The 15,200-nt window shown below is 37.5% G+C and carries 10 protein-coding genes; all 10 read right to left on the bottom strand.

Annotated features, from left to right (window positions below; translation table 11 throughout):
* Positions 1-987: 987 nt before the first annotated feature.
* Positions 988-1,401 (bottom strand): hypothetical protein, encoded by a 414-nt coding sequence (locus LVD15_RS03900; protein WP_233779018.1) that lies wholly within the window; start codon positions 1,399-1,401, stop codon positions 988-990.
* Positions 1,402-1,435: 34 nt separating this feature from the next.
* Positions 1,436-1,735: a hypothetical protein gene (locus LVD15_RS03905; protein WP_233779019.1), complete on the bottom strand. Its 300-nt coding sequence runs from the start codon at positions 1,733-1,735 to the stop codon at positions 1,436-1,438.
* Positions 1,736-1,994: 259 nt separating this feature from the next.
* A complete protein-coding gene (locus LVD15_RS03910; RefSeq protein WP_233779020.1) occupies positions 1,995-2,411 on the bottom strand; it encodes a hypothetical protein in 417 nt (138 codons plus the stop codon).
* An 11-nt stretch (positions 2,412-2,422) separates the two neighbouring features.
* Positions 2,423-3,091 (bottom strand): hypothetical protein, encoded by a 669-nt coding sequence (locus LVD15_RS03915; protein ID WP_233779021.1) that lies wholly within the window; start codon positions 3,089-3,091, stop codon positions 2,423-2,425.
* Positions 3,092-3,321: 230 nt separating this feature from the next.
* A complete protein-coding gene (locus tag LVD15_RS03920) occupies positions 3,322-3,792 on the bottom strand; it encodes a hypothetical protein (RefSeq protein WP_233779022.1) in 471 nt (156 codons plus the stop codon).
* Between the two features lie 9 nt (positions 3,793-3,801).
* Positions 3,802-4,623, bottom strand: coding sequence for a hypothetical protein (locus tag LVD15_RS03925; RefSeq protein ID WP_233779023.1), 822 nt, complete (start codon positions 4,621-4,623; stop codon positions 3,802-3,804).
* A gap of 555 nt (positions 4,624-5,178) precedes the next feature.
* On the bottom strand, positions 5,179-5,865 hold the full coding sequence (locus LVD15_RS03930; RefSeq protein ID WP_233779024.1) for a hypothetical protein: 687 nt from the start codon (positions 5,863-5,865) through the stop codon (positions 5,179-5,181).
* 788 nt (positions 5,866-6,653) lie between these two features.
* Positions 6,654-7,328: a hypothetical protein gene (locus LVD15_RS03935; RefSeq protein WP_233779025.1), complete on the bottom strand. Its 675-nt coding sequence runs from the start codon at positions 7,326-7,328 to the stop codon at positions 6,654-6,656.
* A gap of 344 nt (positions 7,329-7,672) precedes the next feature.
* Positions 7,673-7,960 (bottom strand): hypothetical protein, encoded by a 288-nt coding sequence (locus LVD15_RS03940; RefSeq protein ID WP_233779026.1) that lies wholly within the window; start codon positions 7,958-7,960, stop codon positions 7,673-7,675.
* The gene (locus LVD15_RS03945; protein WP_233779027.1) at positions 7,953-15,185 is read right to left on the bottom strand and encodes a DUF6443 domain-containing protein; all 7,233 of its coding nucleotides are present in this window, start codon (positions 15,183-15,185) and stop codon (positions 7,953-7,955) included. Before LVD15_RS03945 ends, LVD15_RS03940 begins: the two co-directional genes overlap by 8 nt.
* Positions 15,186-15,200: the final 15 nt, after the last annotated feature.

Consider the following 15,200-nt stretch of genomic DNA (forward strand, 5'->3'; position numbering starts at 1 on the left):
AGGAGTAGATAACCCAATTATGGTTTTCCCTAACGCTGATAACCCTAAACCTATCCCTAAAACTCCACTTTGCACTCTTGTAAGTGGGTATAAATATGAATTAGAAGCTATTGAAAGTTCTTCATATACAAATTGCCAATCTGCGCCTATAGCCCTAGTATCAAAGAACAAACCCGATGCTCCTGCTATTTTTAAATTATCATAACGTCTGTCATGACCAATAGCAGGGTAACCAGATAAACTTTTGGGTGGTGTTGTATAATCCGGCTTTCTATTTCCATTCTCATCTGGATATGTTTGAGGATTATCACCTCCTGGATAATGTAGATCAAAAATATTCCTACCAAGTGTTGAAGGATCTAAAGTGTTTGGATCATTAACCTGTCCATAGTCTCTTAAAAAACTATGATACTGACTTTCCGCCCTACTTCTGTATTTTTTATTTTGCTACGTTGGTTCAACAGCTAAAAAGTTAGGGGCTTGCCCTGGCTCTTTATTATTCCATTAATTTCGTAAACTATTAAAAAACTCATTGAAAACAGACCGATAACCACTAAAAGCATATGCGGAAGGCTTTCATAATTAGCGATTTAATACAGTCTCTACGTTGTCTTGCCCTGAAAAAATTCTTTCTCGATTTTTGTTAGCAACTAATATATAAGTCAATAGGCTCAATGCCAAACAGAAAATAATGACATAGCCACCTTTTTTATCCGTTTTAAATCCATAGTTTAAAAATTTCTCGGGCTTCACAAAAAAATGATAGTTAAACAACCATATTAAACCTAAAAAAACTAAAAACCAGCTCACCCCAATTAACGGCAGGTAACCAATATAGTTCATAAATAAATAAAAAGTAAAAATGTTACCTCCTATAAAAATAGTTGAAACAGTTGAAACATAAGTTAACGGAGTTTGATTTTCTTTTAATTTGATTGTAAAAAGAATATATATCCGGTATAAAAAATAATAGTAGAACTTCATTTATTAATATGTAACAGTCTCGCCAGTGTAGTATTCATACATCATCTTACCGCCAAAGTAACTAATGCTAACAACTGCCCCGACAGGACCTCCAAATATACCAACTCCTCCGATAATTGATTCGACTACTGCTTGAGTCCCTGAAATTTGCCCTGCACCGTATTGATATATAGTTAAACCTATACCAATTCCACCAGCAACCTGACCTGCAACTCTTAACCCGTTCGCAAGCCTTAAGGTCTTAGAACCAGACAGAAAACGGTTTGCATACATTGGTGCATCATCTGCTAAATTCATAAAACTTTTATGAAGCTGAGATGCCCCGTTCATTAGTTTATCACTACGGGTCGCTACCCAGTCTCCTAGGAAATAATCTCCTGAAGCAATAAGGTTACCAGCCGCCCCTGAAAAGAACATCAAATCAGGCCCTTTTTCAACAAAATAATTGGCATCATGACCCGGACCAATCCAAGGCCCACCTCCTCCTTCTAGTGTATTGTCGACCCACCCCCCCCGAGGATTGATCAAAATCATTCAAAAAACTATGATACTGACTTTCCGCCCTACTTCTGTATTTTTCATTTTGATTGGTAGCATCATAGGCCAGGATAGATGATACCGGTACCATATCGCCCACCCATCTATTATAGACCCAGGGAGCATTCTTATCAGTAGGGCTATAAAAAGCCACTCCCCCGCTACCATCATTCAAATAGGTGCCTTCTCTTAAGCCAGTCAGATTACCACTCATCGCACCAACCAAAACATCATACCAGGAGGTATTAAAATAACTACCTCCACTACCATACTGATCAGTCCAGTGATTACCTGATGGCGAAAAGAATCATGTATTTAAAGTGCTGGATGCATTTCTTAGGGATGCTAAAACCAGAAAACCTTATTCCTCTTATAACTTTAAGGTCCAGGACTTGCCCAGACCCTGTTTTTATTCCATGTATTTCGTGAACTACTAAAGCTCTCGTTGCAAAAGATCGCTAACGGAGATCTGCTTATTGATAGGAAATCATAAATATTAACTCACCTTTAGTTTCATCCAATAAAATCATATGAATGTCACGCTTATCATTCTTATTAAATTCTAAGTAATAAAGCCCTTGATCTTCTTCATCTACGTATTCGTAAATAAGGTTATCTATAATTTCATCGCCAAATGGTAATTTTTTAACTCCAGAAAGTTTTTTAATTCGGTTCTTAATATCAATAAAATTGCCTTTGTTAAGCCTATATCTAGCTAAAAAATAGCCATCCCCATTTGGATACCATTCATCATAAGTTTCAAAAGGATAAATATTTTCTGGCATTTCCGTTAATGCTAGCAGTCGTTCCTTTTCTTTATCTATATTTTGAGAAGAGCAACTAGTGCAAGATAAAATCATAAGAATTCCAAATGATATGCAGTATTTCATATAAAACATGGTTATTTATAATATTCAGGAGGCACAATTCCATAATATATTCTAAATGAAGAGACTCCATATAATTTACCAGCCTCATTGACAGCCCTTGTTTTAAGCTCATTTTCATATGATCGAATCCCAAAATCTTTAGGATCAAAATCATATTCATCATAAAACCCTATTGGTAAATTAGCTACATCAAAGAATACCGTAGCTCTTCCAAATGCAGTAGCATATTCTTGAGATCTATAAAAATTCACAACTTTGGCAAAAACAATAGAACCATCGCTCATTTCAATCTTTTTCCCCTTACTAGTAAATGATTTAGGATCGGATTGGTATATATCATTCCAAATATCTAAAAACCTCTCTTTTGACATAACAGCATCTCCTCTTCCTAACCAGTACCGTTCAAATAAATCCTTTGCAAAATCTGATCCTGCTCTTTTTCTAATCTCGTTCCCCACGTACCCCAAATCAGGCCTTTCTTTATCTTCAATTACCCAATTCTCCGACCAATTTAAAGAAGTACCATAAGGAGTTGTCACCTCAGAGTAATAGCCATCATTTCGGTAACTGACTGCATCCCCACTGGCATAAGCTTGTTCCCACACCCTCTGCTCTCTTAAATCATCACGGTAGTCCATAGCGCTCTGCCCCCATTTGGTTTCAAAACTACTCCCACTCATCAGGAAGCAATCTCTGTACTGGTTCGAATACTGATCAGTCCAGTGATTACCTGATAACGAAAAGAATCATGTATTTAAAGCCCTGGGTACACTTCTTAGAGATGCCAAAACCAGAAAAGCTTACACCTCTTAAAAACTTTAAAGCCCTGGACTTGCCCCAGGCTCTTTTTATTATTCTTTTGATTTCGTGAACTTTAAAGCACTCGTTGATAACAAGAGATAACGGAACACTAGCGATGGGATATATCACTTGAATCAACCCATCTTAAACTATCAGCTTCAATAACATCAATACTGTTCCATGTAGTTACTCTTAGATTATTTGTGGAAGTGGAAAGATCGTTTTGAACGCATTCAATATAGAACAATTCACCCTTCTTATCTTCAATTTCTGCAACTATCCTAAATTTATCAAAACCAATTCTTTTAATTTTTTCTACCAGTACTGTATCATTATTAAACAAAAACTCACTTTCTTTTCCGACCACAACTAACCCCAGTTCATCTTCAATAACTAAACCAATAGGAGGATATTGTACATCTGGGCCCCAATACCCAATTTTCAGATTAAGCGGCAAGGATAATTGCTCCTCTTGCTTAGACTCGCCTTGTTGAGACTCTTCCTTTGGCTTGTTGCACTCAGTCAATATAATTAAAGATATAAAAGGGAATAAAAACGTAATTAATTTACTATTTCTCATAAGCTATTCTTAAAAAGGAGCATAAATTATCCTCATTGGAATTGTTATCGTTGTTGGAACATATGGATATGGAGTTCCCCAAAGTCTTTCAAGATTAGGCCCTGGACCGTCAGGCTGAAATTCTGGAGTTCCTAATTTACCACCCAATACTTTTTCATCTATAAAGTCAGGATCCCAGAATCCATCTCCTTCATATAATGTATATGTTATTGTACCATTATCAAGGTCTGCTTCGTAACTAACAGGAGTCCTACCAATATGAAACACAATGTTAGTCATATCTACATTAAAACGACCTGAAGGATCTTTAAAACCTATAACAACGGCATTATGAATCTTTGTAAAAGTAGTTGTGTTCATAAGCGATTTAGTTGTCTCGGGACCAATTTTCTGGGGACTACCATTTCCATTCAAATATTGCATTGTTGCATCTGTGCTATTATCAATATAAGCACTTGCACTACTTGAATTACTCTGTCCATAATCACTTAAAAACCTCTGATACTGACTTTCCGCCCTGCTTCTGTATTTTTCATTTTGATTGGTAGCATCATAAGCCAGGATAGATGATACCGGTACCATATCGCCCACCCATCTATTATAGACCCAGGGAGCATTCTTATCAGTAGGGCTATAAAAAGCCACTCCCCCGCTACCATCATTCAAATAGGTGCCTTCTCTTAAGCCTGTCAGATTACCACTCATCGCACCATCCAAAACATCATACCATGAGGTATTAAAATAACTACCACCACTACCATACTGATCAGTCCAGTGATTACCTGATGGCGAAAAGAATCGTGTATTAAAAGTTCTGGATGCATTTCTCATGGATGTGAAAACCAAAAAACCTTACACCTCTTAAAACTTTAAAGCCCGGGACTTGCCCAGGCTTTTTATTATTCTTTTGAGTTTATGAACTACTAAAGCTCTCGTTGCAAAAGATCGCTAACGGAGATCTCTGCAAGGCTTGTAATTTCATTCTATTATTAAAAATGTCCATCGTGGCGATAGTCCGCTATGGCCAAAACAATCAACAGCAAAACTATCGAACTGATAATATAAATAGGCACTGATTTATTCCAGCTCTTAAACCGTTCACTTTCTCTGTCAAAATACCCAAATACATCTTTGTAATAATCCCCCCTGTACAAGACTAAATAATTGAAAACAGCCAATACTCCCAATAAAATAAGGACATAGAACTTATTTGTGTTTTCGAATATTGGGATAAAAAAACCAATGATTGCCAGAACAGAAAAGATGTTACAGAACAACAGCATTACCGTTCCGAAAAAGAAAAGAAAGAGGGCATGTTATCCCTCTTTCTATCATAATATTTATAAATCCTATAATTCAAATAATGATACCAATTCATGTTTCTCTCTATGGTTCATTCCAAAAATCATTCCCTGTATATTCCAAGAGAGCTTTACCTCCAAAATAGGCCCCTGAGACAACCCAGCCCCAACCAGGGATGAAGGCTACTCCTCCCATTATCAAATCCAATCCTCCCTCTCCAACTAAGCTTTTCTCTCCGGTGTATATTTCATAGCCAGTCATTGCAAATCCAACACCACCTAATACTCCACCACCTACTTTCAATGTTTTAGCTGCTCCATTTAGAAAGGATTTACTAACTGGGACACCTTTGATTAGCATCTTACCCAGATTACCTCCTGTGTACTCATTCCATCCAACTACGCTCTGTACATCCGCCCTAGAATGAAGATAATTTCCTAATGATTCAGAGAGACCTCCAACAACAAAACCAAGTCCATTGTCAATGTTTGAAATCATACTCCATGTATCACTATTGACAATGCCACCACCCCCTGAGGATTGATCAAAATTATTCAAAAACCTCTGATACTGACTTTCCGCCATACTTCTGTATTTTTCATTTTGATTGGTAGCATCATAGGCCAGGATAGATGATACCGGTACCATATCGCCTACCCATCTATTATAGACCCAGGGAGCATTCTTATCAGTAGGGCTATAAAAAGCCACTCCCCCGCTACCATCATTCAAATAGGTGCCTTCTCTTAAGCCAGTCAGATTACCACTCATCGCACCACCCAAAACATCATACCATGAGGTATTAAAATAACTACCACCACTACCATACTGATCAGTCCAGTGATTACCTGATAGCGAAAAGAATCATGTATTAAAAGTTCTGGATGCATTTCTTATGGATGTGAAAACCAAAAAACCTAACACCTCTTAAAACTTTAAAGCCCGGGACTTGCCCAGGCTTTTTATTATTCTTTTGAGTTTATGAACTACTAAAGCTCTCGTTGCAAACGAGCGCTAACGGAGCGTCCGTTTCACCTTCGAGGGTGTCACGCATTGAAAACAGCGTACCAACAGCTACGGGCAGACGCGGAACAACTGAATATAAAACGCCTATTGTCCCGTTTTTTGCTGCAAATCCAAATCCATGGGTCGACACAAAGTAGCAGCACGCGTTACGCTATCGCTAAACGCGCGCTAACAAGAGATAACGCAGAAAGAATTGCTAGAAAGAGATGATTTTTAATGAAATATATAAAACCAATAATATGATTATTAATAATAGAAAAAAATAGAAAACTTGAAATAATCTTCTTCCGGTTGAAAATTCTTTCCAATATTTAAAAAGTAAATAAGTATAAGAAATCAGTGAAAGTATAGAAAATATTACAAAGCTTAATACTATAGTAGTGATTAACCATATCGGTGCCATTAAAGCACGGTAATTTATTCCTACTAATACAAGAGTAAGCATAAAAGTAGCCCAAATATTATTTGAACTACCCCGCATACTGTACAACCGTAATATCTTTGTTATTTTTTTCATAGAGTTATCTATCTCGTTAATCACTAGCCTTCATAGCGTTGAAAATAAAAATTTTAGGTAAGGTAACCACGAATATAAATGATCCTTGTATCGCAGAATTCACGGAAGTGCCAAAACTAAGTGGACTACCTGAAATAGGGTCAATAACAGGGGTATAAATAAATCCTCCCCCAGGAATTGAGCTAAATTGCGATAAATATTTTTCAGTAATTGTAAATTGATTCCGAACAAATGCAATATCAGCATCAATGACAGAGAAATTGAGTACTAAATCTAATCCCCCTACAGCATTTTCTTTATCATATGCTTGATCATGGACAAGGGACATTTTATCACTAACATTTTTTGGCTTTAAATCATAATTATAACCGCCGCTGTAAGATTTAGGATTATTAGGTCCTCCATAGTTATAAAACCAATTACCGACAGTTGAAGGATCTAAAGTGTTCGGATCATTAACCTGTCCATAATCACTTAAAAAACTATGATACTGACTTTCCGCCCTACTTCTGTATTTTTCATTTTGATTGGTAGCATCATAGGCCAGGATAGATGATACCGGTACCATATCGCCCACCCATCTATTATAGACCCAGGGAGCATTCTTATCAGTAGGGCTATAAAAAGCCACCCCCCCGCTACCATCATTCAAATAGGTGCCTTCTCTTAAGCCAGTCAGATTACCACTCATCGCACCAACCAAAACATCATACCAGGAGGTATTAAAATAACTACCTCCACTACCATACTGATCAGTCCAGTGATTACCTGATGGCGAAAAGAATCATGTATTTAAAGCCCCGGGTACACTTCTTAGAGATTCTAAAACCAGAAAACCTTATTCCTCTTAAAACTTAAAAGCCCGGGACTTGCCCCAGGCTCTTTTTATTATTCTATTAATTTCGTGAACTAATAAAAAACTCATTGATATCAAGCACTAACAGAGGCCTGCATAACCAGCATGCGAAGCATGGCGGGAACGGAGGAAGCAAAGCGCTCGAATTATTCTAATTAATCTGAGTTGCCAAGGACATGCTAATCAAATTTTTTATTATGTTCAATCCATGATAATAAGGATAAAAATAAACCTATTATCCAACATATTGGCTGCCAAACTACATAACCATAAAAAAATTCATCAAAAGTGAACTTTGAAATATTGAAAGAAATATGGTTTAGATAAAAAAATAGCAAGCAAATCACACCTCCAATGATGCCACTTTTAAACAAGCCTACTGAAAGCAAATAATTCCTTAATCCCTTTTTCCTTATTTTCTCCCAACTATCTCTCTCATAAACAAAATACCTTTTGATTCTATTCATCTAATCCTCCTTTTTCTCTTCTTAATCTTTGGGTTAATTCTCGACCATAGCTTCTCAAAATAGCTATTTCTTCTGGAGAATAGTATTTATTCATAAAAGCATCAGCATCCTGCTTCAATGCCTGCCCTGCTCCAATAAAAAATCCTGCTGCGATACCAACCCCCGAAAGCCGCCAAGATTTAGTTAAAATACCCGTTACACCCCAACTAAACAAAAAATTAGCTGCATAATCTTTCGTGTAATTAGCCAAAACTTCATGACTTATTGTATACATAGGCACCCATCTACCAAAATGGTGTTCATAAGCACTACCATTAACAATAAGATGATCTCCATCTTTTCCGCCATCCTTTATCCAGTTCCCCGCTAAATACCTATAGGTAGAACCTTTGTCATTAATGTATGTTTGAAATTCATGACTATCTTCTGCTTTCGGACATGTATTACACACCTCTACACCTTCGTTGTAACCTACATCTACTCCAATTCTAGCTTCATACTTACTAGATTCGTATCCTCCTACAATTGTGTTTCCTATACGTTCACTATAAACATAAAAATTTGTAGGGTCAAGAGGGGTGTAATAAAAATTTCCATTCCCTTGGTTTGCATAATGTCCTTCAGCAAGAGAATTATAATTTCCAGTATGAATTGCCCAGCCCTCAAATGATGAATTTACACCAAACCCTGTCGAATACTCATCAGACCAATGATTTCCTGAACCAACGCCAATATGTCCGGCACCTCCCCCGTTATACCGACTAGCATTACGGTCCGCCTCGTTTAGTGTCTCTAGAGTTAATGGCGGGTATAAACCCGTAGGATCATTATGACTCACTGGGTTATTGAAACCAAAGTGATATGGACTCCAGTTACTTTGCGAACCTGCCATACGGTCTATGCCATTAAATCTGCCTAGTGCAGGATCATAACGTCTGAATGGAGTCTCGTAATTTTGTGTTAATTCATTTAACTCACTTCCGGCATTATACAAGTACTTATTCTTCAGATTCGTGGCTCTATTCCAACTTTTACTAGCCATACCATAAGGGTAGTAATCATTGGTTTGAATAATTGCACTTTCATTTACTGTTATTTCCAAATCATCAAAATATACCGGCTCCTGGTTTTCACCTTCATTACTTAAATAAACCATCACAATACCTGCTGCCGGAGCTACAAAATCTTCCACAGACATTTCTGAAAAATTATTATGCTTAATGCTTACGGGTTGCTGCCCTTCAACACTAATCTGATCATAAGCAAAGGTAGCATCTTTCACCAATTCTATAGAATTATCTGATGGTAAAAACATGACATTAAGAAAGGCCATGGGAGCATCATTATTCTGTACCGGAAATCCAGATCCTCCTATTATAGAACCCACTCCAAAATTATTAGTAATAGTGGAAACACCACCATCCACCACGGTAGTCGCCCCACCGGTTAAAATACCAATAAGGGTTGAGGCAATTGCTGTGGTAGCTCCAACAGGGGTCACTACAGAAACTTCTCCCTCATATTTAGCATATACTTTTGCATTTATTGCATCTCCTGCCGCCACAGGAATGGCTATAACAGACCCCACTTGTTTACCTTCAGTTCCATCCAGCATCTGTGTTTTTGTATACGTTTCTCCTTTTACATCAGTATGGTCATACAGGTCATTATCTTCCGTTTCCACATTCTCAAACAGGTCCATATCATCTTCACCTAATTCTTCATAATTAAGTGAAAATTGAACTGTTTTTGGCTTAGTGGTAAATGATACTCTCGTGTTACCTAAATGATCGGTAAGGTCATATTGATACTCCCAACCTGTTAACACATCATTAACCACCCTTCCCTCTTCTGTATGCACCATTACCAGTCTTTCTGTCTGTTGTTGTGCTTTTTCATATAAAAACTGTCCTGAGTATTCAGTTACTTTTAATAAATAACCATCACTATCATAATATTCTTGAGACAGCTTTGCGCCTGAAGCACTATAGATATATTTCAGGTAAGACCCATCTTTTTGTTCAATCTTATCTGGCAAACCCAGTAGGTTATAACTAATATTGAGAATTCCCTTGTTCAAATCTTTAGTAATACTACCGGCATTATTATAAGAATAATCATTCTCTTCAGCATCTCCCTCATTAAAGCCTCCTGCTATAGAAGCATGATCTGTTACCGACATTATTTGATTGCCTTTGACTGAACCTATTCCATAATTATATTCCAGGTCATCCATAATATCACCACTCTGATTTCTTCTGGTTAACCCTTGTATATTACCATTCAGATCATAACTCACATGATCCAAATTATAGGCATTATTCATCGAATGAGGTTCTTGCGCCGAAGTAAGTCTACTATATTTATCATAACCATAGGCATAAGATGAGGTATTTTCTCCATCATTAATATTACTCCACTTTATAGCACTTATAGCCCCATTATATTGTAATTTTTCCTCTCCTATTTCCAGTCCTAAGTCAGCCTGATACCCCAAGTTCATCCCAAAATAGTCCTTTACACCTTGCTGATCTGGATTATGCTCCAGGCTACCATCAAGTGTAGCATCATTTATAGATGTGAGCCACCCTCTGATATTGTAAGCATAATCTATTGATTGAGCATAAGTAGCACCATCATCTGCACTATGGAGGTTTTTCTCTATCAACTGACCTCGCTCATCATATTCATACTGGGAAAGTAAAACCGAAGTTCCCATCTGAATATTGTTAATACTATGACCTGGCTCATAAATAGTAAAGTCTCCCATTAATTGAACTGATGGATCTGCACTTATGGAGTGAAGCATAACATCATTAACATAGAACTTAATTTCAGCACCTTCTCTGGCCACTTTCAAAATATCACCTTCTTCATAAGAATCTAGAGTCTTTACAGTACTGCCATTTCTATAAACTGCTATTCTTTTATCTTTAGGATAAGTAAATAGGGCATAATCAATAGTGGTGTAGCCTTCATCCTCATTACTATCTGCCAGACCGAATAACATTCTGTTATCTCCCTTTACTTGCACGGAGATCCAGCCATCTTCATTAGGCTCTATCATTGATACAGTAGCCGCTCCGGCATCATAAGCAGAATTACTTCCGCTTTTCACCAGAGTATTACCTTTTACCTGTACCCCATTGGCATCCTGAAAATGAGGATTAGTTCCTAGTTCATGCCTGGTACTTAGCAATCGCCCGGCATGATCATAAGTATAGGTTCTTACTACCGCACTCTCTTCTTCTTCACCTTTTGCAAAGGAAGCTTTCGCATTATAGATCGTAGCATCAACATCTCTTAAAGACACATCAACCATAAGATCTGTTGCGGAAGCCTTAGTAGATTCGTAAATAATTTTGCCATTCTTTTTATAGTATACTTTTTTACCTATCCGTTCCACACTTAATTTATCCCCAGTCTTATATGTGGCCTTTTCACCCTTACTACTCCCATTTTCGTAAACTAAAACGGTGCCATTGTTCCTCGCATATATAGCATAATCTAAAGTCCTATAATTAGAATTTTCATTAACATCAGCCAAGCCAAACATTCGATACTTGTCTGTTTCCTGCATGGTCATCTCCACCCATCCATTCTCACCTGCTCTTAATAGGTGGGAAGATACCGCATCAGCATCCCAAGAAGCCGACTCTCCTGTGGTTTTAGTCACTGACTTACCATCAACCGTTACATTTACCAAATCCTTCCAGGCAACATCATAACTCCCTGTCCTATGAGTGGTCTTAGTTTTTAAAAGTTGTCCAGAAAAATCGAAAATATTACTTACTATATCCTGACCTCCCTTATGGTTATCCGAAATATTTTGTATTAACCTATATTTTGAATCATAATAGTTGACACTATTAAGCCAATCGCCATCAATTACCCTCACTTTACCTCCAGTAGGTAATCCCTTTATTCTTTCAAAGGCATTTTGAGGATAAGAATATACAACTTGCGCACCTGACGCACTTTCTAATTCTGAGGAGCTATAATCATAAGTTAATCCAAACTCAGGTAAAGCTTTAAAATCATAACTATCATAATAACTCAAAGCTAATAAATCTTCTTTTGTAATAACTACCGGAAAAGCACGGTTAGTATAGAGGTAATATTGGCCCCCTTGTTCTTCATAATAGTTTGGCATTATGATCTCTATTTGAGCATTATTATGGTTGATGGAAAAATCCACAACCAATGAACTTGTAGAGCTCTTTTTTGAAGTATATATCACTTCATCATTCTTCTTGTAATATATTACACCTCCAATTCTCTCCACTGCAAAAAAATCATCTACAGTATAAACCCCAACATTAGCTGATACTTTGCTTCCTGCCTCATATATATTCACCTTACCATCACTACCAAAATGAAGCGCATATTTAATGGTATTATAATGATCATTTACACTCTCCTCAGAAAAGCCCACCATTATTCCTGCATTGACTTGCCCCGCTCTAAAAACAACTTCTCCATCCTTTCCATCTTCTAGCATAACTGTGGATACTCCTCCTCCATTTCCCCAACCAGTAGCAGCGGTCTTGGTCAATACGCCCTTTTGCTCGGCAACTCCTGTATAAGCTTGCCATTGATAGGTATTAGAGTAGAAAGCATCTATCTGATCTTGTATTGCTTCTCGGCTCTTTGAAGACTTATATTGACCAGCAATTATTGCTCTATCATATCTGTCATATTTAGTAAATATCCAAGCCTCCTGTTCTCGTTGGTTAGCATCTTGACTCAAAACCAACCGATCTTGATCATCATAAATCATATAAGACCAATCAGCTCCAGGAGTTTTACTTTCTATTATCCTATTTTTATGATCATAATTGTAGCAGAAAGCCAAATGTTTTAGTTGAACCGCGCTAGGATCAGAACCTGAAACTGTTAATTGATTCACCAATTCAGGCTGAAAGACATACCTTAAGCGGCCTTTATTATCATATACAGAATAAGTAATTTTTTCCCCTGCTTCTATAGTACAAACAGACCTACCTTCCAGGTCGGTAAAACTTTCACTAGTAATGCCATGTTCATCTGTAATTTTATTTATGGATAACCACCCTGCAGAGTAAAAACCATCTCTTTCCGGTAAACCAGTATTTTCATTAATTATCCATTTAATAATCCCGTCATTACCATTATTTAATGAGTAAGTCTGTGTTTGAATATGCTCCCCTTCAATCTGCCAATCTACTCCTGGAGCCGCTGATTTAACAACTCTTCCCAATGGAGAGTCTTCATATTCAACTTCGCTATAAGCATAATCACTATTTTTGGGATCTCTAAATCCACCCGTATTGTACTGCGAGTAAAAACTACGTTGGCGGCTCTGCCAAGAGCTTCTATACTTGGCTTGATTCTGTTCATCAGTGTATGGCAAGTATGATTTTTTTTGTCTACCATACTCATCATACTCATAACCTTGAATTATATCTTTACCTGAAGGACTTGCTCCTACCAATATATCCTGATCTCTTCTTCCATAATGATCAATATAGGAAACAGACATCTGAAAATCTCCTGGCTCAAGTTGAGCAATAATATCTGAAGTCACTCCTGCAACCTTAATCTTTCTAGCTACTTGATAAGTATGATTCTCAGCTTGTTGCAAGTGTTCCACCTTAAAATAATCTGACCTAATTGCTTTTAAAGCTCCGTCAACATTTACCTCTACCTGATAGTATCCTGAATATTCTGTGGTGTAATTTCGACTTGTTGCCCCCTCTATCTTAAACCCATTCCTAAACCATTGATAGCTATCATAATCATAGTTGGTGGTTAACTCCGCGGTTTTGTCAAAAATACTGATAGTTGTCTGTCCTGATATTATAGGTAAAGGCAAAACTGTAATGGTTACAGGCTCCCTTGTGCTTGAACAGTCCGAGGAATTATAGGCTGCTGCATATCTTGTGGTTGTCACGTCCACCCATTCCCTTAAATAACTAGAAGGAGTGACATTAATAGAACTTCCAAGTGAACTGGTAGAGAACCAATATATATCATTTGAGTGATTATTAACAGCAAAAGTATTATAACCAGCACCGATCATTACCTTATCTTGTGCTACTACATTTGATGGAGCAGCTATATAATTAACCTGAACTCCAACCGCTGGGCCCCAAACATCCCCACTCTTAGTTTTACCTCTAAAATAATAGGTACCGCTAGAGGTTATAGTCTTAGAAAGGTCAGAGTCAGTGGTTAGTTTCCCATATTGATCAGTACCTTGCCAATAAAAAGTATAAAAGGCATTTTCAGGAACTGATGATACTGATACTGTCTTAGGGCCACAAGTATTAGTTGTAACATTAACCACCGGGGCGGGAGGCACATTTCCTCGCACGTTAACCGCCAAATCATTACTCCAGCACCCCGTCACTCTACTTTTGGCGGATAAATAATAGGTTTTGCTAGGGTCTGACAATAATAATGAAAGCTGATTTGAAAGCACACTTCCATTTTCATCTTTCCAATAATAAATTACATTTGAAGATGGTGACACTACATTCAAATAATAGTTATTACCCTTCATTGTAATGCTAGGCTCACTTGGGGTAGGAGGTACTCCACTCAAACTCACCGTTATACTTTTGGAAGGTCCCCAGCAATACGGAGAGGTTTGCAACCTACCCCTAAGGTAATAGGTACCTGAACTAACTGCCGAATACTCTTTTGAAGAATTACTGACATCTGTGCCAGAAGCGTTTTTACCCTGCCAATACCACGTAACTCCAGCAGGAGGCGTACCCCTCTCCAATTTCACATTATTACAGCTCTGTTCTTTTTGTACAGGAGCATCAGGTGCATTTACTTTATTTACAGACACGTATACAGTGGTAGGGTCACTCCACGTTCTATTGCGAATATCTGTAGCTTTTAAATAATAATAGCCACTGGTATTCACTGTTATAGTTTTGTAAGCATTTCCCAGACTAGTGCCTGTTTCGGTAGTTTGCCAGCAATAACTCACGCCACTTGGAGGATCAGCCCGCGTCAAAGTTTTAGTTCCACATGAATTAGTAGAAATGGTTGGAGCAGGTGGTCGTGCTGGTGCAGGATAAGATGGACCTCCCCCCCCACTTCCACCACCACCCCAATCTGGTGGTTGCATTTGAGGTACTATTATATCTTTATCGTTTTTTTCTTGTTGAGCATTAACTGTTAAAATTCCAAAAAATATTAAAGCTAATACACCTATAATAATTCGTTGCATTATTAAAAAAGATCT

The sequence above is a fragment of the Fulvivirga maritima genome, assembly GCF_021389955.1.
Lineage (GTDB): Bacteria > Bacteroidota > Bacteroidia > Cytophagales > Cyclobacteriaceae > Fulvivirga > Fulvivirga maritima.

Coding starts and splice junctions, on each gene's coding strand:
- LVD15_RS03940 (WP_233779026.1), bottom strand. CDS start 7,960: ATGAATAGAATCAAAAGGTATTTTGTTTATGAGAGAGATAGTTGGGAG.
- LVD15_RS03945 (WP_233779027.1), bottom strand. CDS start 15,185: ATGCAACGAATTATTATAGGTGTATTAGCTTTAATATTTTTTGGAATT.
- LVD15_RS03915 (WP_233779021.1), bottom strand. CDS start 3,091: ATGAGTGGGAGTAGTTTTGAAACCAAATGGGGGCAGAGCGCTATGGAC.
- LVD15_RS03910 (WP_233779020.1), bottom strand. CDS start 2,411: ATGAAATACTGCATATCATTTGGAATTCTTATGATTTTATCTTGCACT.
- LVD15_RS03905 (WP_233779019.1), bottom strand. CDS start 1,735: ATGAGTGGTAATCTGACTGGCTTAAGAGAAGGCACCTATTTGAATGAT.
- LVD15_RS03920 (WP_233779022.1), bottom strand. CDS start 3,792: ATGAGAAATAGTAAATTAATTACGTTTTTATTCCCTTTTATATCTTTA.
- LVD15_RS03930 (WP_233779024.1), bottom strand. CDS start 5,865: ATGAGTGGTAATCTGACTGGCTTAAGAGAAGGCACCTATTTGAATGAT.
- LVD15_RS03935 (WP_233779025.1), bottom strand. CDS start 7,328: ATGAGTGGTAATCTGACTGGCTTAAGAGAAGGCACCTATTTGAATGAT.
- LVD15_RS03900 (WP_233779018.1), bottom strand. CDS start 1,401: ATGTTCTTTTCAGGGGCGGCTGGTAACCTTATTGCTTCAGGAGATTAT.
- LVD15_RS03925 (WP_233779023.1), bottom strand. CDS start 4,623: ATGAGAAATGCATCCAGAACTTTTAATACACGATTCTTTTCGCCATCA.